The organism is Nonomuraea glycinis (assembly GCF_014646515.1).
Classification (GTDB): Bacteria; Actinomycetota; Actinomycetes; order Streptosporangiales; family Streptosporangiaceae; genus Nonomuraea; species Nonomuraea glycinis.
In genome coordinates this window covers 151406-168594 of sequence record NZ_BMNK01000003.1, presented here as the reverse complement: position 1 = coordinate 168594, position 17189 = coordinate 151406, and the positions used below count along the sequence as shown (strand labels likewise).

Annotated in this window: 14 protein-coding genes and 2 pseudogenes; 9 read left to right on the top strand and 7 right to left on the bottom strand. The window is 63.9% G+C overall.

All coding sequences use genetic code 11. From position 1 onward, the window contains the following. Nucleotides 1–149: 149 nt before the first annotated feature. Both IEY87_RS47130 and IEY87_RS10310 read right to left on the bottom strand, forming a co-directional pair. Nucleotides 150–926 carry a bacteriocin fulvocin C-related protein gene (locus IEY87_RS47130; RefSeq protein ID WP_189138329.1) on the bottom strand — a complete coding sequence of 259 codons (777 nt, stop codon included), beginning with the start codon at nt 924–926 and terminating at the stop codon, nt 150–152. Between the two features lie 450 nt (nt 927–1376). Then, nucleotides 1377–1715, bottom strand: a complete 339-nt coding sequence (locus tag IEY87_RS10310) for a hypothetical protein (protein ID WP_189138328.1) — start codon at nt 1713–1715, stop codon at nt 1377–1379. Nucleotides 1716–3066: 1351 nt separating this feature from the next. Here IEY87_RS10310 and IEY87_RS10305 point away from each other — a divergent pair. The 4 genes and pseudogenes from IEY87_RS10305 to IEY87_RS10290 all read left to right on the top strand — a co-directional run. Next, on the top strand, nt 3067–6621 hold the full coding sequence (locus tag IEY87_RS10305; protein ID WP_189138327.1) for a DUF5005 domain-containing protein: 3555 nt from the start codon (nt 3067–3069) through the stop codon (nt 6619–6621). A 156-nt stretch (nt 6622–6777) separates the two neighbouring features. Then, a complete protein-coding gene (locus IEY87_RS10300) occupies nt 6778–7065 on the top strand; it encodes a transposase (protein ID WP_170247524.1) in 288 nt (95 codons plus the stop codon). Beyond that, a pseudogene (locus IEY87_RS10295) lies at nt 7062–7571 on the top strand (IS3 family transposase); the annotation flags it as partial. The gene IEY87_RS10300 and the pseudogene IEY87_RS10295, both read left to right, overlap by 4 nt. A gap of 38 nt (nt 7572–7609) precedes the next feature. Next, nucleotides 7610–8719, top strand: a pseudogene (locus IEY87_RS10290) (IS701 family transposase); the annotation flags it as partial. A gap of 21 nt (nt 8720–8740) precedes the next feature. On the opposite strand, the gene IEY87_RS10285 reads toward IEY87_RS10290, so the two are convergent. Both IEY87_RS10285 and IEY87_RS10280 read right to left on the bottom strand, forming a co-directional pair. Beyond that, nucleotides 8741–8950 carry a hypothetical protein gene (locus IEY87_RS10285; protein ID WP_189138325.1) on the bottom strand — a complete coding sequence of 70 codons (210 nt, stop codon included), beginning with the start codon at nt 8948–8950 and terminating at the stop codon, nt 8741–8743. A gap of 228 nt (nt 8951–9178) precedes the next feature. Next, nucleotides 9179–9466, bottom strand: a complete 288-nt coding sequence (locus IEY87_RS10280; protein ID WP_189138324.1) for a hypothetical protein — start codon at nt 9464–9466, stop codon at nt 9179–9181. Nucleotides 9467–9711: 245 nt separating this feature from the next. Between IEY87_RS10280 and IEY87_RS10275 the strand changes: the two genes are divergently transcribed. After that, nucleotides 9712–10176, top strand: coding sequence for a GntR family transcriptional regulator (locus IEY87_RS10275; RefSeq protein WP_189138323.1), 465 nt, complete (start codon nt 9712–9714; stop codon nt 10174–10176). A 67-nt stretch (nt 10177–10243) separates the two neighbouring features. Here the strand turns inward: IEY87_RS10275 and IEY87_RS10270 are convergent, their stop codons facing one another. The 3 genes from IEY87_RS10270 to IEY87_RS10260 form a co-directional block, all read right to left on the bottom strand. Beyond that, the gene (locus IEY87_RS10270; protein WP_189138322.1) at nt 10244–10852 is read right to left on the bottom strand and encodes a hypothetical protein; all 609 of its coding nucleotides are present in this window, start codon (nt 10850–10852) and stop codon (nt 10244–10246) included. Then, nucleotides 10845–11429: a hypothetical protein gene (locus IEY87_RS10265; protein WP_189138321.1), complete on the bottom strand. Its 585-nt coding sequence runs from the start codon at nt 11427–11429 to the stop codon at nt 10845–10847. The genes IEY87_RS10270 and IEY87_RS10265 overlap by 8 nt, the downstream gene beginning before the upstream one ends. A gap of 65 nt (nt 11430–11494) precedes the next feature. Next, complete coding sequence (locus IEY87_RS10260; protein WP_189138320.1) at nt 11495–12064, bottom strand: TetR/AcrR family transcriptional regulator; 570 nt, start codon at nt 12062–12064, stop codon at nt 11495–11497. Nucleotides 12065–12140: 76 nt separating this feature from the next. Between IEY87_RS10260 and IEY87_RS10255 the strand changes: the two genes are divergently transcribed. The 4 genes from IEY87_RS10255 (at nt 12141) to IEY87_RS10240 (ending at nt 17063) form a co-directional block, all read left to right on the top strand. Continuing rightward, nucleotides 12141–12944, top strand: a complete 804-nt coding sequence (locus IEY87_RS10255; protein WP_189138319.1) for an alpha/beta fold hydrolase — start codon at nt 12141–12143, stop codon at nt 12942–12944. Nucleotides 12945–13152: 208 nt separating this feature from the next. Continuing rightward, nucleotides 13153–14469, top strand: coding sequence for an ammonium transporter (locus IEY87_RS10250; RefSeq protein ID WP_189138318.1), 1317 nt, complete (start codon nt 13153–13155; stop codon nt 14467–14469). After that, nucleotides 14466–14804, top strand: coding sequence for a P-II family nitrogen regulator (locus IEY87_RS10245; protein ID WP_189138317.1), 339 nt, complete (start codon nt 14466–14468; stop codon nt 14802–14804). Before IEY87_RS10250 ends, IEY87_RS10245 begins: the two co-directional genes overlap by 4 nt. Before the next feature lie 33 nt (nt 14805–14837). Further along, nucleotides 14838–17063 carry a [protein-PII] uridylyltransferase gene (locus IEY87_RS10240; RefSeq protein WP_189138316.1) on the top strand — a complete coding sequence of 742 codons (2226 nt, stop codon included), beginning with the start codon at nt 14838–14840 and terminating at the stop codon, nt 17061–17063. Nucleotides 17064–17189 lie beyond the last annotated feature (126 nt).

The following is a 17189-nucleotide window of genomic DNA, read 5'->3' as shown; positions in this document are numbered from 1 at the left end:
CCCCTGCGACCAAGAAAGGGAACACCCGCGGGCCCGTGGAACCCCGCCCACCCGACGCGACAGCCGGGCCAGCATGCTGACCACAGCACGCAATTCAACCTTCAGCCGAACCGCTCAGCCGACCACACCTTGATCACGAAAGATCGAGGCTAGGCACAGAGTGGACCTTGCGTTGTGTTAACGCAGCACATCCCATTACACTCCCAGATCCATCCGCCTCCACACCCCGGCGAGCTGGTCGCGCACCCCCCGTACCAGCACGAGTATCCGCCTCCGTAGCGCGAACAATAGTTGTCGGAAGATTGGGCATGGCAATAGCAGTTGGCCAGCGCTGCCGTGGCAGACTCTTCCTGCGGTTTCGGAGTAAGGCTTGATGAGGGGCCCAGGTCCGCAGTCAGTGAGTATGCCTCGACAGCTCCAAGCGCGTTCACAGCCCGTTCAATCAGTGGCACCATCCTAGCACTCGTCTCAGGGGTGGGCTTTCCTTCAAAGATCGAGTGGTCGCTGAAGAGAGCCAGAGTATCTTCGACAATCGCACGCTGTTCCTCATTAAGGTGAGGGTGTGCTGCACGATATCTCTTAACATGAGCCACCCAAAGATTACTTCGAGTCTTTGCGGGTAGCTCGGCGAAGATTGCTCGCCGATAAGCAAGATCGTGCTTACTGAATGCTTCGTAGGTGGTCGGAAGATTAGCCCTATTAGCTTGTACCCACTGTTGGGCAGGGGAAGGCTTCGGATCAGCAAACGCCGGAGAAGCCCTCCCGACGATCACGGCTGCAGCCGCACTCAGGCCGGCGAGCTTAAGAAAACGCCTCCTTCCTCGAGAGTCCTGACTATCTTCCTGTCCCTTCCGAGATTCGACGAGAACATTGAGAAGACGGTAGCTTCCCTTAATCCCCAGCCGAGCCGCGAGCCTGATGGCCATTGGCGTACCTGTCCACGCCCTAACCTTCTCGTGCTCGACCCTGATTAGGGTCGGTGCCCATGGTGCAGACTCCCCAAGTGCACGGGCTCGCCACTCGACGACGGCTGCGCTAGATAACGGCAGTACGTCGATTCGGTGCCCGCCGAGCCGCTTTACGCGCTCTGCTATTTCAGTGCATTGGCCGCATGATGCGTCAAATGCGAGAATCCAGTGAACGTGAGGTTCGTGTGACATAAAGTCTCCTGTCAACGGGTTGTGATCTATAAAGCAATAGGCGCTATAGCAAGCCAGGTAATATACATAGTGTCCGTTTTAGGCTTGACGCTATCGGATTTCAGCTACGCGCGATAGGATATCTAGATAAAGAGTCGACGTAGACGCTGTGTTTGATCACTAGAATGCACGTGCGACCCTTCAGTCGAGTCAAGTGTGTGCGCTACAGATTTCCGGTCACTCCTTCTTGCCGATCCGCCAGGTGGCATCGGCGCATACGGGTGGCCCGTATTTATATTTGACGCCACTTTCAGTTATGGCAGCTATTGCAACGCCTGCGGGGCATTTTTTGTCAATGCCGGTGTCTGCCATCTTCCCTGGCTCTATAGTTTGATAGGGGGTGGCGGTTGGGTCGGGTTTCCCAGAGTGCCAGTAAAGCCTGACGGGTTCAGAGGTATCGTTATATACATGGAGGAACTCGTTGCTTCCTGGTGCGGGCGAGCACCCTGTTAGGCCAGCGGACGCCAATATAAGTATCGTTGGAATGATAGGTGTCCTTGCCGTGAACATGTCCATCCCTCCATTCGTCATTCTGGAGGTAATTTCTCCAGAAGTGCAAAGAGTTTGCGAAGGATTCCACTCGTCGGAAGTGGCGGCCAGGTTCGACTTATATCTGCCTTTGGGAAGTCTTATTGGCTGGTGTGCAGAAGCTAGGCCCGATCGCCGCTTAATTTCTCACTGGGTTGGTCCGCCTTCACCGCCTTGATGCCAGTAAAGCTTGAAGGCAAGGGGATGACGGTCGGTCAGGGGACTGCATCCTCGCGGCAAGGACAACGGCAGCAGAGATCGCCACGGCGATAGCGGCCGACGATAGATCGATGACCTGGGGTAGCCACGGACAAGAGCGGGCGCACGTACCGGTGAAGGCACGGTCACGTGGGGGACTTTCGGCCAGATAAGACGATACCCATGGCCTCTCTTTGCTAGTGATCTTGACTGCCGACCGTCATTCTGTGTGACGGCAAGAGAATTTGCAAGGGGGATATTCCGGTGATGGACTGTAGCTTTTCGGATGCGAAGCGTATATCTGTGCAGGCTGTCCGCCCCGACCGGGCGTCAACCATCGCCTGAGGGCACCTGGAACGGGCGTGACTTGCAAGCCGCCGCTCGTAAAGATCTTGAAATGGAAACAGGAAAGCGAAGTTTCCCTATATGGGTTCTGGATCTTCCGTGTCATCCATGTGAAGATGATGGCGCTTCAGAGTGATCATGGTGGGTCTGCGCCAAACAGTCCCTTGGGTCCCATGACCGCTGCTCACGACCGAGCCACGGAGAGGACCCGTCGTGCGGAAGAGTCACGTCGTTTTCGCAGTGTTTGCCGATCTCATCGCACCATTCGTCGAAGCTATTTCCCGTTCGCTCACCATGGCGCATGTCACGACCACCCAGAAGATATCGCCAATGGCCGGTCGCGTGGCGCGGCCCGCATTCCTTACGGACGGATGGTCCACACTGTCCCTTCGCATATTGGCGGCTTCAGAGAGTGGACCTTTCCGTCTGAAGTCTTGGCTTCCAGGACCACATTCCTATCCGGCGTGTCGCAATACTCCAGAAATGAACCCAAGTTAGCCCTATCCCGTGGTGGAATTGTCGCCCTGGGAACGCCGTTCTTCGCCCATACAACAACAACAGGCTCCTCCGTCGCGTTGGACACGATGAGTTCTCTGTCGACTTGTGGCTGACACCCGAGTACGCACCACAAGCCAGCAGCTAAAGCGGCGATAGTACCGGCTCGTCGATTCTTCACCCAGCCCCCTCAATAGGGCGTCACCATATGCCACGATTGTAACACCAGCGCAAAATTCTATCAATGCTGCCTCCGTTACCTGTAGAGATCATCTCACTATGTAAGAAAGGGCCTGGGCGTATGAGCATCACGGCGCTACGAAGGTGGATCGCCGCATACCTGGCAGTGACTATCGGGCTGATTACCGGTACCATTATTCTCGAAGGAACCGCATCAGCAAAGCAGGGCTCCTCTTCCGCGACCTCGGCAAGCTTGCCCGCTCCCTACCAGCGAGCGGACCGAAAAAAAATGAGCCAAGGTCCAAGGCTGAACGCGCACAGCCGTCCAGATTTCGGTGAGGACGACAAGCTGTCCCAAGCATGGGAGCGTAAAGAAATATCGCTCGACGACTACGTGCGGCTTTCAGTGGAACGGATCTCCAAGCCCGACAGCTTGCCGGCAAAGCTCCGTTCGACCGGCGGCATGTCGGAGAGTACGGGCTTGGCGCTGGGTTATGCTCTATCACTCGCCGACCAAGCTAGTCCCGAAACTCGCGCCTGGCTGAAACAAGCCCTTAGCCCTAGAAAACAGCCCCCATCCTCGGGGAGCACCTCTGTCGCCGCATGGTCGGAGTGTGCCGACTCCTACGCATTCTTACTGTACTACTTCGACTGCAGGCAAACGATACAGACCACGCCGCCGATAAATATCTACTACAACATTGATGGCGTCAGCTACCACGAGGAATGCCATACCGGCTGCCGGGTATATGACGACGGCGTCCCGGCGACCGATCTAGACGGTAACCAGATCCCTGACGCCATAGACCGAATGTCGACATCCACCACGACGGCATTCACCCAGTACCGGTCATGGGGATTCAACGTGACCGGAGATGACATATCGATATATATCGGAGTTTCTACGAATAATAACCCTGGAATCACCTTCCCTACGGGAGATGTGGTTGATGGAGGGCCGGTAATACTCCTTCCTCCGGATCCCGGGGATATCGGCGGCAACGGATGGTACACCTACCTTCCGCGGCATGAGCTATTTCATGCATTCCAGTATCACTATATGTCGTTCCTCCACTTCACCACCGCCATAAGCGCCATCAACTGGTGGATGGAAGCCACCGCAGAGTGGGCAGTGCATAAGGTGTACCTGAACACAGCACCGACGGCCTTGGGCGCCGAGGCATATGCGCGGTCGTTGGACGCGTTTTTAAGGCATCCACAGCATGCAGTCAACGCCTCAGATGGCCTCGGGGGCGAGCGGCAGTACGGCGCCTTCATAGTTGCGTCATACCTGACCGAACGCACCGATCAGAATTTTGTGCTGCGGACATGGCAGGAAATGGATGATCAGTGGCCCATCGAAGCCATTGCACAAGTGCTGGAGGGGTACGGGAAGAATTTATCGAATGAGCTCTTCGGTTTCGCTGTGGCGAACTACCGCCTGACGGTCGACTCTGGCACACTCAGTGACTTCCTCGGGGCCGGTGACGGTTATGCTGATCCGGACACCGTCAGCCGATGGCGAAGCATCGTTGCAGGAATGGGTTCTCGGCCGGCTCGTGCCAAAGAAGTATCACCGCAGAACCTTCCGTGGGGCGGCTCGTTCAGCTGGGCGCCAAACGATATCGGACAGTGGATATTCCCGGGCGGATCTTCTTATTTCGAATTCACGCCGCCCGCTAGTGGGCAAGGTCAGCTCAAAATTCATGTGGAGGCTCCCGATCAATCAACCGGTGTAGAGTTCCGTTATCTCCTGGTGGTTTGGAATTCCCTCTCCGGCCGTCAACCACTCCGCTGGGCAAGAGCAGATGCTGTCGGGAATGACCGTGTCAAAGACCTTTCAGTCTCTGTCACAGCCGGCGAAGTTGCGACGCTGATCGTGGCTCGGACTGATGTTGACGTCAACGCGACGCAGCCGATCGGCGTGGCTCAGCCAGTCACCTGGCAAGCCTCTCTTACCAGCAGTACTGTTACGCCTCCCGCCGGTCCGAACGTCGCGCTCAACACTATGTGGGCGAGACACGCCGATCGCAAGGGCTACGCGAACATGTGCGCGAACTGGGGTGGCGGGGACGGCACACAGTCGGTCGTACTACCCAGCGGGAATCGTGCATGGTTCTTCTCCGACACCTTCCTCGGCGATTCAGTGTTCCGCCCCACTTTCGACCGCAGCATGCTTCATAATTCCATCGTCGTGCAGCAGGGCACGAACCCGGCGACCGCCAGTCTCAAGACCGTCACTGGAGGAAATACCTGTAAAGAGAGAGACACTTCTATTCCCATCGAGCAGCGATATGCGTGGACTCCGATACGGAGTAACACCACCGGGCCCGACAGGAGCGATGAGTTTTACTGGAGCGCGACCGGCAAGGTGTCCGGCAACAACGTCGTATGGTTCTACCTTAAGGGGTCAGGCCAAGCCTTCAGGAACACCAGCATTGCGACGATCCCTCTATCAAGCCTGGAGAACTCCAGCAACGTCAACGTAACCCCGCAGGATCTCCCAGCATTCAGCTATTACGGCACCGACAACCCTCTGGTGTGGGGCGATGCCGTGATCGACGCTCCGGACGGATTCACCTACATCTACGGCTGGGGCGTGGTTGATGCCAACTTCCGCAAGAAGCCATTCCTAGCACGAGTGCTGCAGGCCAACCTTGTCGACTTCAATTCCTGGCGCTTCTATGTCGGCGGCGGCAAATGGTCCGCGGATGGAGGAGCTACCGGCCAGACTAAAGCAGTTCCCCTGGGCACCGGCTACACAGATGCTATGTACAGCGTCGTGACCCTCAACGGCAGACACTGGATCGTAACACTGGATCCGACTTCTCACGAGGTAGTGGCCTACCCATCTACCTCTCGCTACGGTTTCACGACGGCAAGGGTAAAGCTGTACAGCCTACCCGATCAGATCCAGAAGGCGCCAGATTTCAAGATAGTCTACGATCTTCACTTGCATGAAGGTCTTTCTTCAGAAAGCGACACCGTCGTTGTCTCGTACAACGTGAACTCCACCGGAGTGACCCTGGGCTGTCGTGCCGAAAATGATTACGAGCCGTCGATCTACAGGGCCAGGTTTGTGAACATCCCAAAGAGAGGTTTTGATCCGAGCGCAGCGACAACCGCCGTGGCTCCTCTCGAAGCCTCAGGCGTCGTGCCAACGACAGCCGCCTACCGGAGCGATGACCGAGAGATGCGCGGAGCCAGATATACGCCCTTTCCCTCGAAGTTCGCTCAAGACGGCATACCTCCAGGCCAGTCCGCTGCCGTTATCGCGCAAAGGAATGCTCTTCAGGAAGATAAAGGATACTACAATTCTTGGGCCTATCAAAGCGACGCTGACAAGGCAAACAACCACGTCGGGTGCCCCTATATCGCTGCACCCACCGATCTAGCAGCGACGGTCCGCGACGGGGCGTGGGGATGGGTGGACCTGACCTGGAGCCACGTCGGACTCGACGTGGGTTACAAGGTCTACGAGTACAACGTGACCGAGGGCGCCCGCCGTCACTGGCCGTGGGACTGGAATTTCGGCCCGCCCCGCCTCATCGCCCCGCTCGATGACTTTCCGGCAGATCGAACGGATCTCTTCAGGTGGCACCTGGTGCCGACGAATATTTGGCAGCAGCCAGAGAAGACGCAGTCGAATTCTGTACAGGGCAGGATGCCTTTGTAGCCTCTTGCTCGCCGACTGATGACACCTGAAGAGTCACGTCGGGACCGCTACGCATCCGTCTGCTGTAGGGCGGATGCGTAGCGGTTTTGGAGTTGGCCCGGTTTGGTGGACACCTGATCTCTGGGGAACCCTGGTCCCCGGAAGAAGGAGTCTGCTGTGCCGAACAACTATCCGCCGGAGTTTCGCCGGCAGATGGTGGAGCTGGTGCGCGCGGGAAGGACGCCGGAGGAGCTGGCCAAAGAATTCCAGCCGTCCGCGCAGTCGATCCGTACCTGGGTGCGCCAGGCCGACCTCGATGACGGCCGCCGCCAAGACGGTCTGACCAGCGCCGAGAAGGACGAGCTGGCCCGGCTGCGGCGCGAGAACAAGATCCTGCGCGAGGAGAAAGAGATCTTGCGCAAGGCCGCGGTTTTCTTCGCGCGGGAGACGGATCTGCCGAGATGAAGTTCCGGCTGATTCATGCGGAGAAGGACCACCACGAGGTCTCCCTACTGGCTCGGGTGCTGGGTGTGTCGCGCCAGGGCTACTACGCCTGGGCGGCTCGCCAGCTGCGCGGACCATCGGCTCGAGCCCGCCGCGACGCCGAGTTGACGGAGCGGATCCGCGAGCATCACCGGGCCTCGGATGAGATCTATGGTGCGCCGCGTATCCATGCCGACCTGCGTGAACTCGACGGGGTCCGGGTGGGTCGCAAGCGGGTGGCCCGGCTTATGCGCAGGGCTGGGCTGGCTGGGGTGAGCAGGCGTAGAGGCTGTCGCACCACGATCGCCGACGGGCGCGCTGCGGCCGCCTCCGATCTGGTCAGACGCCAGTTCATCGCAGCCGAGCCGAACCGGCTCTGGACCGCCGATATCACGTACGTGCCAACGTGGCAGGGCTTCGTCTACCTGGCAGTGGTGCTGGATGTGTTCTCCCGCCGGATCGTCGGCTGGGCGATGGCCGAACACATGCGCACCGAACTGGTGACCGACGCCCTGGCGATGGCACTGGGCTGGTCGGCCCTCAGACCCTGCAGCGGCTGCTGCGCACCGCCCGCTGGGACGCCGATAAGGTGCGCGATGACCTCCGGTCCTTCGTGGTCGACCGGCTCGGACCCGGCGGCGTGCTGATCGTCGATGAGACCGGCTTCGTCAAGAAGGGCACCGGCTCAGCCGGGGTGCAGCGCCAATACAGCGGCACCGCGGGCCGGATCGAGAACTGCCAGATCGGCGTGTTCCTCGCCTACGCAACCCCAGCCGGGCGGGCGCTGCTGGACCGGCGGCTCTACCTGCCCGCCCACACCTGGCTGGCCGACGCCGAGCGTTGCCAGGCGGCCGGCATCCCGGACGAGATCGACTTCGCCACCAAGCCCGCCCTGGCCACGGCGATGGTACTGGCCGCGCTGGAGGCCGGCGTGCCCGCCCACTGGGTAACCGGCGATGAGGTCTACGGCCAAGACCCGCGCCTGCGCACCGCCCTGGAGGAACGCCGGATGGGATACGTGCTGGCCATCGCGGGCAACCGGCGCATCAACCTCGACGGCGTCCAGCTCAGCGCGGCCCAGGTCGCCGCCCGGGTGGCCGACCGGCACTGGCACCGCTACCGCGCCGGGCAGGGCGCCAAAGGCCCGCGCTGGTACGCCTGGGCCTGGGCGCGGATCGACGAAAACGAGACGGACGGGTATCGGTGGCTGCTGATCCGACGCAACCTGACCACCGGCGAGCTGGCCTTCTACCGCTGCTACGCGCCCCCCCGGCAGCCGCTGATGACCCTGGTCAAGATCGCAGGAGTCCGCTGGGCGATCGAGGAGTCCTTCCAGGCCGCCAAAGGCCAAGTCGGCCTGGACCACTACCAAGCACGCGGCTGGACGGCCTGGCACCGGCACATCGCCCTGGCCATGCTCGCCCTGGCCATACTGGCGGCCATCGCCGCCGCCCAGCCGTCCAGCACCGCCACGGACCGCATCCCGCTGACAGTGCCCGAGATCCGCCGCCTGCTGGCCACCCTCCTGCTGACCTGCCATCGCTCGTTCACCGATGTCCTGCGCTGGTCAGATTGGCGCCGCCGACACCAAGCCACCGCCCGACGTTGTCACTACCAGCGCAGATCCGAGCCATGATCGCGAAGTGTCACTGGAGTACTAGGCGTCGGCCGGCTGGGGGTCAATGCCGTAGTGGTCGAGCAGGGCTCGCACGCCTCGCTCAATCCCGTCCAGACGCTCCGTGTGGTCAGCCTGGACCGCCTGCATCTCAGCCTGAACCGCCTTCATCTCGGCGATATCCCGACCGGTCCGGAACGCCCAGGATTCCAGGTCGTTGACCCGATCTTCCATGTTTTTGACCTTCATCATTGTGAAACTTCCCTTACCTTGGGGGGCAAGGGACCTGGCTGGTAGCCACAGTCAGGTCCCGCTGTCTCCGAGACTAGCCGAAGGCCTAGCCGTCAGGCAGAGACCCGATGGTGTCGATGCTCAGCCCGGCTCCATCTCTCACCTCGCCCCAGGTCACGGGCCTCGCCACAGCCCGAATGGCCGGACTTGAGGAAGCCGGGCAGGTCCAGAACGGGCATGGCCGCATGTCTATTCAGCCTGTCCTGCGAGGAGCTTCTCCCACAGCTCTTCAACCTCGCCGAACAAGCGCGGGGGACTCTCGCTGACCTTGATCACGGACTTGAGCCGGTCGGTCCTGCGTATCCACGCCAGTCCTCCAGCGGTGCGGAGTTCGTAGACGCGCGGCTTGCACTCACAGGTGTGCCGCCGCACCCGTACCCGCTGGAAGCGGGGAATCGGCTCACGCCACTCGACCGACTCGGCGTCAAACCGCCGAGAGCGGACATGCGGGCCGTGAAAGTCGGGCACCTTCTCCATGATCAGGCTCCACAGGTTGAACGGCTGTTCGCTGTAGGTGGCCCCGCTGCCCCCGTCCCTCCAGTCGGAGGAGCGGGAACCACCCGCACCCGGCGTCCGCGCTACGGACCAGGGCTTCGTTAACCGTACCTTGACATGTTCTTATCGATATAGCACTTGTCTTAGAACTTCTAAGACAAGGATATACCGCTCTCAGGCATGTAGTGGCCGATGGTGGCATGTATTGGGACATCTAATGTGTAGGCGTGCTCAACCCGCGCGGGCCCATCCCGCTCTACCGGCAGGTCGCTGCGCTGATCCGCGAGCGGATTGAATCGGGCGATCTCGCGCCCGGCGCTCTCGTGCCCAGCGAAGACGCACTGGTGACCAAGCATGGCGTGGCTCGCATCACCGCGCGGCGAGCCATTGCCCTGCTGCGTGAAGAAGGCGTCATCTACACCCTGCGGGGTGAGGGTTCTTACGTCGGTCCCGAGGACGCGCCGCGTGAGCCGCGTTCGGGGTGGATGTTCCAGGCGATCGCTGACGATCTCGCCGCGAAGGTGCGGGCCGGCCGGTTCGCCCAGGACATGCCGTTGCCATCCGAATCGCAGCTCGCCCAGGAGTACGACGTTGCCAAGGGCACGGTGCGACGGGCACTGGCGCTGCTGCGTGAGCGAGGCGCGGTGTTCACCGTGCCGGGTCGCGGCACCTATGCCACGCCCTCCTCGTAGGCGTACGCAGGGTCGCCCAGCCCGGTCAGTGATGATCGAGATCTGCAAAGAGCCGCCGAGGGCTCTGCTATCTCATCGATGGCGGCGGGATGGTGTAGAGGGCTCTCTTCTCGTCCAGCCATGCACGGTCGATGAACCGGCCGCTCATGCGCCCGGTGAGGAAGAGATAGATGTCCAGGCAGGCCCGGTTGTGGTCCTCGGGTTCGGTGATTCCGGATCCGGAATGTACGGCCTCCGGCATCTTAGGTCGGGCGGCTTCGTGGAGGTAGGGCTCGATCATGGAGCCGGGTTCGGTGATGATCTCGCCGTACCACCGCTGGGGCGCCCAGGCGGTCGTGACGCCGTCGCCGTAGAGGAGATCGTGGACGTAGTCGTCCATGGTGCGGATCTGGAGGAAACGCAGGCCCGCTTCCGTCAGGCCCGTGGTCACCGGGGGTGGGCCGCTGATGGTCAGGGCGTGGGTCCAGCCGTCGGCGTGGGGGCCGGTCCAGACGCGTTCGGTGAAGGCCATCGGCCGGTAGTGGGTCATGGCGGTGGCCAGGCCGCAGTCCTGGCGGGAGGCGAGGTCCGCGCCGAGCAGGGTGGCCACGGCTTCGGCATCGCCTGACTCGACCCAGGTGCCGGTGAATCCGCTGCCCAGTCCCGCGCTGAGCAGGCACTGCCACTGGTCATTCATGGGCCCACGTTCCATTCGGGATACGGCAGAGCAGGCCCGGCGTGGTGAACCAGGTGTCGTCGATGAATCGGCCGGTCGTGTATGCCAGCGCGGCGAGGTAGAAGTTCATCTCCCGACCGATGACAGGGGAGCCGACGAGATCTGCTCCCTCCTGTCTGGGACGGTCCCAGTGATCGTCGGGGATGGTGTCTTCCCACTCGTTCCCGTTGAAATAGATCGGTTCGGTGATTTCGCCCGCGTAGTAGGACAGATGGTAGGACCGCCCGCCCGGCTGCGGGAGCGATTCGAGGGCGCGCCACGGGGATAGCCCGGACACGGCGAACATCTTGACCCAGCCGGTGCTCTGCTCGGCCACCCAGAGGAGGTCCTCTTCTGAGTAGGTGAGATACCACCGCCGCGCCTGGTTCAGGTCGCAGGCGAGTGTCTCCTCCTCCGCCCGCAGTGCGGTGACCACCGTGCGGTAGTCGGGCGCCTCGATCCACGAGCACTCGAACCTCTCCGCCAGACCTCGCTCCTCGAAATACGACCACTGGTCTAATTTGTTGCGACTTGTCACGATGCTCCGATCGCGGGACACGGATGGCCGCCGCCGATTTGCTAAGGCTGATGGTGATGTGCCGGTGTGGAAGGTCGTACGGCGTGTCAGGCGCGGCGGAGGAGGCGGATCAGGAAGTCTTCGACGGCTGCTTCGGCGGTGGTGTGGTCGCCGCCTCTGGCCACGAGCAGGGCGCTCTCGTTGACGGCGGCGAGCAGCATGTGGGCGTGCAGGTCGAGGTAGGCGTCGGGGACGGTGCCCGTGCGTCGTAGGGCCGTCTTGAGCATGCCGAACGAGTAGCGCTCCTCCAGGGCGCGCCAACGCTCCCACCCCATGACCGAGGGGGCGTCGATGAGGACGATGCGCTGGATCACCGGGTCGCCGGCGAGGCGGATCCAGGCGCGAATGCCGGTCTTGAGGGACTCGGCCGGGTCGGCGATGTCGCGTACCGCGTCCATGAGCTGGACGCCGATGGCCGACTCCGTCGCCTCCAGCACCGCCTCGAACAGCGCGTCCTTGCCCGCGTAGTGGTGGTAGAGCGCGCCCCGGCTGAGGCCCGACTCGTGCAGCACGGCCTCGATCGAGGTGCCTTCGTAGCCGTGCTCGGCGAACAGCCGCGTGGCGATGGCCAGGACCTTGTCGCGGGTCGCCGCGCCGCGCTCCGCCTTGAGGTTCATGGGACCACTGTAGACAAACCGACAGTCAGTCGGTAATTTCCTAAACCGACAGTCGGTTTGTAATCCTGGAGGACCCATGAAGGACATCCACTACGTCGGCGTCGGCGAGGGCGACGTCGCGCTGTTCGTGCACGGCGTCGGCACCAGCTCCCACCTGTGGCGCAACGTCATCGCCGAGCTCCGCGACGAGCGCCGCTGCGTGGCCATCGACCTGCCGCTGCACGGCGGCAGCGCGTCGCGGGCGGATCTGTCGCTGCCCGCGATGGCCGAGGCGGTGGCCGAGCTCTGCGACGGCCTCGGCCTGGACCAGGTGGATCTGGTCGGCAACGACACGGGCGGCGCCATCGCGCAGATCTTCGCCGTCACCCATCCCGAGCGGCTGCGCAGCCTCACCCTCACCAACTGCGACGTGCACACCAACCTGCCGCCCGAGGACTTCAAGCCCACCGTCGAGCTGGCCGCCCGCGGTGAGCTGGCGCCGATGATGGCGGCCCTGATGGGGGAGCCCGAGCTTCTGGCGGCGAGCGCGTACGGCCAGGGCTACGCGCACATCGAGGACCCGGTCGCGCTGGTCGACGCCTTCCTGCGGCCCATCCTCGCCAAGCCGGACGGCGGCCGCGACTTCGAACGCCTGCTGACCTTGCTCGACGCCAAGGACCTGGTCGCCATCGAGGCGCGGCTCACGGTGCTGCCCGTGCCGGCCCTGGTGGTGTGGGGCACCGGCGACGCGTTCTTCGACCTGAGCTGGGCGCGCTGGCTGCGGGACACGCTCCCGGGTGTCAGGGAGATCGTCGAGATCGAGGACGGGCGGCTGTTCTTCCCCGACGAGCGGGCCGCCGAGCTGGTCCCTCATCTGCGCCGCTTCTGGAGCCGGCTCTGAGCCACCCGGTACGGCCGTGGTCCAGCACGTCGACCCGACATAGCTGTCGTAGAGCATCAAACGCTCCTAATTCGGTAAGTGAGCCGACCGAAACTTGAGCGAAACACCGGCGCGGCGAGATTCACGTACGTGAAACACGCAAGGTCGAGCCCCGAAACGGAGGGCGAACACGCTGTGGCGACACGTCACAGTTAAGGAGGGTCGCGTCGTGAAGATCGATAGCGGCACCACGGCCTGGATGCTCGCGGCCACAGCGCTGGTGCTGTTGATGACTCCGGGCCTCGCGCTTTTCTACGGCGGTATGACCAGGGCCAAAAGCGTCCTGAACATGATGATGATGTCGTTCGGCGCCATCATCGTGGTCACCGTCGCCTGGGTGCTCTTCGGGCACTCCCTCGCGTTCACCGACAACCCCAGCTCGGCCATCAACAACTTCGTCGGCGGCTTCGACGCGCTCGGGCTGCAGAGCCTGGTCGACCTTCCCACCAAGGACGACGGCACGGGCATGCCCAGCCTCGTCTTCTCCGCGTTCCAGCTGACCTTCGCTATCATCACCGTCGCCCTGATCAGCGGCGCGATCGCGGACCGTGCCAAGTTCGGCGCCTGGATGGTCTTCAGCGCCGTCTGGGTGACGATCGTCTACTTCCCGGTCGCGCACTGGGTGTGGGGCACCGGCTGGCTCAACACCATGGGCATCGAGGACTTCGCCGGTGGCACGGTCGTGCACATCAACGCCGGAGCCGCGGCCCTGGCCCTGGCCCTGGTCATCGGCAAGCGCAAGGGCTGGCGCAAGGAGCCGATGCGGCCGCACAACCTGCCGCTGGTCCTGCTCGGCGCCGGCCTGCTGTGGTTCGGCTGGTTCGGTTTCAACGCGGGCTCCGAGCTCGCCGTGGACGGCACGACCGGCCTGGCCTTCATGAACACCCAGATCGCCACCGCCGTCGCGGCCGGCGCCTGGCTCGTGGTCGAGAAGCTGCGTGACGGCCACGCCAGCAGTCTCGGCGTCGCCTCCGGCGCGGTCGCCGGTCTGGTGGCCATCACCCCGGCTTGTGGCTTCGTCGACCCCTGGGCGGCCATGGTCATCGGCCTCCTGGCCGGCGCGATCTGCGCCTGGGCCGTCGGGCTGAAGTACAAGCTCAACTACGACGACTCGCTCGACGTGGTCGGCGTGCACCTGGTCGGCGGCGTCGTCGGCGCCGTGTCCCTCGGCTTTCTCGCCGCCTACCCCTTCCTGGACCAGCAGAGCGAGGGCCTGTTCTACGGCGGCGGCTTCGGCCAGCTCGGGCTGCAGATCCTCGGCCCGGTCGCGGTCGGTGGCTACTCCTTCATCGTCACCTACGTGATCGGTAAGATCATCGACAAGACGATGGGCTTCCGGATCAAGGAAGAGGACGAGGTCACCGGCATCGACATCACCACCCACGCGGAGACCGGCTACGACCTCGGCTCGGTTCACGCTTCGGGTGTCTCCTCCCCCAACGGCCCTGTCACCTCGGTTCCGGCACCGAAGAAGGTGGAAGCATGAGGCTCATCACAGCCGTCATCAAGCCCTTCAAGCTCGATGACGTCAAGGCCGCCCTTGAGCAGTTCGGCGTCAAGGGCATGACGGTCAGCGAGGCGAGCGGCTACGGCCGTCAGCGCGGTCACACCGAGGTCTACCGCGGCGCTGAGTACCAGGTGGACCTGGTCCCCAAGGTCCGGCTGGAGGTCCTCATCGAGGAGGACGACGCCGAAGACGTGATCGACGTCATCGTCAAGGCGGCCCAGACAGGCAAGATCGGCGACGGCAAGGTGTGGTCGGTCCCGGTTGAGAGCGTCATCCGGGTACGCACAGGGGAGCGCGGACCAGAAGCCCTGTGACGACGGCGTCCAGGCAGACCTCGGGGGGTTCTGGTGAGAGGCGAGGCACGCTCGTTCTCCGCGGCTCGCAAGGAGCGGACCGCGGACACCGATCGGTGGCTGAAGGACCTGTTCCGTACGGCCAGCGACGGGGAGCACGTCTCCCTGGTGGCGGTGGGCAGTCTGGGCCGGGGTGAGCTGGCTCCGGGCAGCGACCTCGACCTGGTCCTGCTGCACAACGGCAGGGACGACGTCGCCAGGATCGCTGACCGGATCTGGTATCCCATCTGGGACTCCGCCGTCGGCCTCGACCACTCGGTACGCACCGTGGACGAGGCCGTGACGGTGGCCAGGAAGGATCTCAAGGCGGTGCTGGGGCTGATCCAGGCCCGGCACGTGGCCGGAGATCCCGAGCTGACGAGGAAGGCCAGGGAGTCGGTGCTCGCCGAGTGGCGGGCCGATTCCAGGCGCAGGCTGAGTGAGCTGCGCGACGCCGCTGACCAGCGGGCGCAGGCCAGCGGCGAGCTGGCCTTCCTCCTCGAGCCCGACCTCAAGGACGGCCGCGGTGGGCTGCGCGACGTCCAGGCGATGCAGGCCGTGGCAGCGGCCTGGGTGGCCTCTGCGCCCGGTCCCCGGCCCCGCGAGGCCTACGAATTCATTCTCGACGTCAGGCACGCCCTGCACGTCGTCACCGCGCGCGGCGCGGACAAACTGGTGCTTCAGGAGCAGGACGCCGTGGCGGGCCTGCTCGGCCTGCTCGACGCCGAGGCGCTCATGCGCAGGCTCGCCGAGGCGGGCCGGACCATCTCGCACGCTTTCGACGCCACCTGGCGCTCGGTTGACAGGCTGGTGTCAGGACCGGCCCCGCGCGGGCGCCGCCCGCTGGCCGACGGCGTGGTCGAGCACGGCGGCGAGGTGGTGCTCGCCAGGGGGGTCACGCCGCGCAAGGACCCGGTCCTGGTGCTGCGCGCCGCCGCCGCGGCGGCGGAGTCCGGGCTGCCGCTGGCCCCCGCGACCGTGTCCGTTCTCGCAGCTCAGTCCGCGCCGATGCCGGTTCCGTGGCCCGAGGAGGCCCGCGACGCGCTGGTGTCGATCCTCGGCGCCGGCCGCGCGGCCGTGCCCGTGTGGGAGGAGCTCGACCAGGCGGGCATCCTTGTCAAACTCCTTCCTGACTGGGAGCGCGTACGGCATCGTCCGCAGCGCCACCCGATCCATCGTTTCACCGTCGACAGGCACCTGATCGAGGCCGCCGCGAACGCCGCCAGCCACACCCGCGACGTATCGCGCCCCGACCTGCTGCTGATCTCGGCGCTCTTCCACGACATCGGCAAGGGCTGGCCGGGCGACCACTCGGTCACGGGCGAGGTCGTGGTCCGCGACATCGGCGTCCGCCTCGGCCTGCCTGCGGCGGACGTGGAGACCCTCGCCACCGTCGTCCGGCACCACCTGCTGCTGCCCGAGACCGCCACCCGCAGGGACCTGGACGACCCCGTCACGATCGAGAAGGTCGCCGCCACGGTCGGCTCCCGCGAGGTGCTGGAGCTGCTGGCCGCGCTGGCCGTCGCCGACGGCACCGCCACCGGGTCCGCCGCCTGGAACTCGTGGAAGGCCGGGCTCGTCGCCGACCTGGTGCGCCGCGTGCGCTCGGTGCTGTCCGGCTCGCCGCCGCCCAAGGCGCCCGTCCTGTCGGCGGAGCAGGCCGCGCTGGCCCGCCACGGCGGCGGCGCCATCCGCGTCAACGGGGGCGCCGTCACGGTGGTGGCCCCTGACCGGGCGGGGTTGCTGTGGAGCGCCGCCGGGGTGCTGGCCGCGCATCGCATGGTGGTCCGCTCGGCCTCGGCCGCGTCGGCGGGCTCCACTGCCATGATCGAGTTCTCGGTGACCCCCGAGTACGGCTCGCCGCCGGATCCCGCCACGTTGGAGGCGGATCTCCGTCTCGTCCTTGCTGGGCGTCTTGACATCGAGCAGCGGTTGGCACGTCGTACACGATCGATGAGACCCGCCCGCGTGCCGGTCGCTCCACCCCGTGTGACCTTGGTCGATGATGCCTCCGCCACGGCCACCGTGGTGGAAGTCAGAGCCCATGACAAGCCAGGCCTGTTGTGGCGTATCGGTCGGGCTTTCGGAGAGTGTGGTCTTGACGTGAGAGCCGCTCGCGTAGAGACTCTCGGCGCGGAGGCGGTGGACGTGTTCTACGTGCTTGACCGCGCCGGACGCCCCCTCAGCGACGAGGCACAGCGCAATCAGGTCCGCGACGCCGTGCTCGCAGCATTGCGATAACCAAGAGCACACGTCTGACGTCCACATTTGTAACGATTGCGTCCGATTTGGACTGTTTAGTCGGATGCTGCGGATAGCTTGTGGACGGCCTGACGACCCGTCGTGGACGGGATGATTGAGGGGTAG

What these genes read in the sequence shown, in the direction of transcription:
- IEY87_RS47130 (WP_189138329.1), bottom strand. Translation starts at nt 926, where the DNA reads ATGGCCATCAGGCTCGCGGCTCGGCTGGGGATTAAGGGAAGCTACCGT.
- IEY87_RS10310 (WP_189138328.1), bottom strand. Translation starts at nt 1,715, where the DNA reads ATGGACATGTTCACGGCAAGGACACCTATCATTCCAACGATACTTATA.
- IEY87_RS10305 (WP_189138327.1), top strand. Translation starts at nt 3,067, where the DNA reads ATGAGCATCACGGCGCTACGAAGGTGGATCGCCGCATACCTGGCAGTG.
- IEY87_RS10285 (WP_189138325.1), bottom strand. Translation starts at nt 8,950, where the DNA reads ATGATGAAGGTCAAAAACATGGAAGATCGGGTCAACGACCTGGAATCC.
- IEY87_RS10280 (WP_189138324.1), bottom strand. Translation starts at nt 9,466, where the DNA reads ATGGAGAAGGTGCCCGACTTTCACGGCCCGCATGTCCGCTCTCGGCGG.
- IEY87_RS10270 (WP_189138322.1), bottom strand. Translation starts at nt 10,852, where the DNA reads ATGAATGACCAGTGGCAGTGCCTGCTCAGCGCGGGACTGGGCAGCGGA.
- IEY87_RS10260 (WP_189138320.1), bottom strand. Translation starts at nt 12,064, where the DNA reads ATGAACCTCAAGGCGGAGCGCGGCGCGGCGACCCGCGACAAGGTCCTG.
- IEY87_RS10255 (WP_189138319.1), top strand. Translation starts at nt 12,141, where the DNA reads ATGAAGGACATCCACTACGTCGGCGTCGGCGAGGGCGACGTCGCGCTG.
- IEY87_RS10245 (WP_189138317.1), top strand. Translation starts at nt 14,466, where the DNA reads ATGAGGCTCATCACAGCCGTCATCAAGCCCTTCAAGCTCGATGACGTC.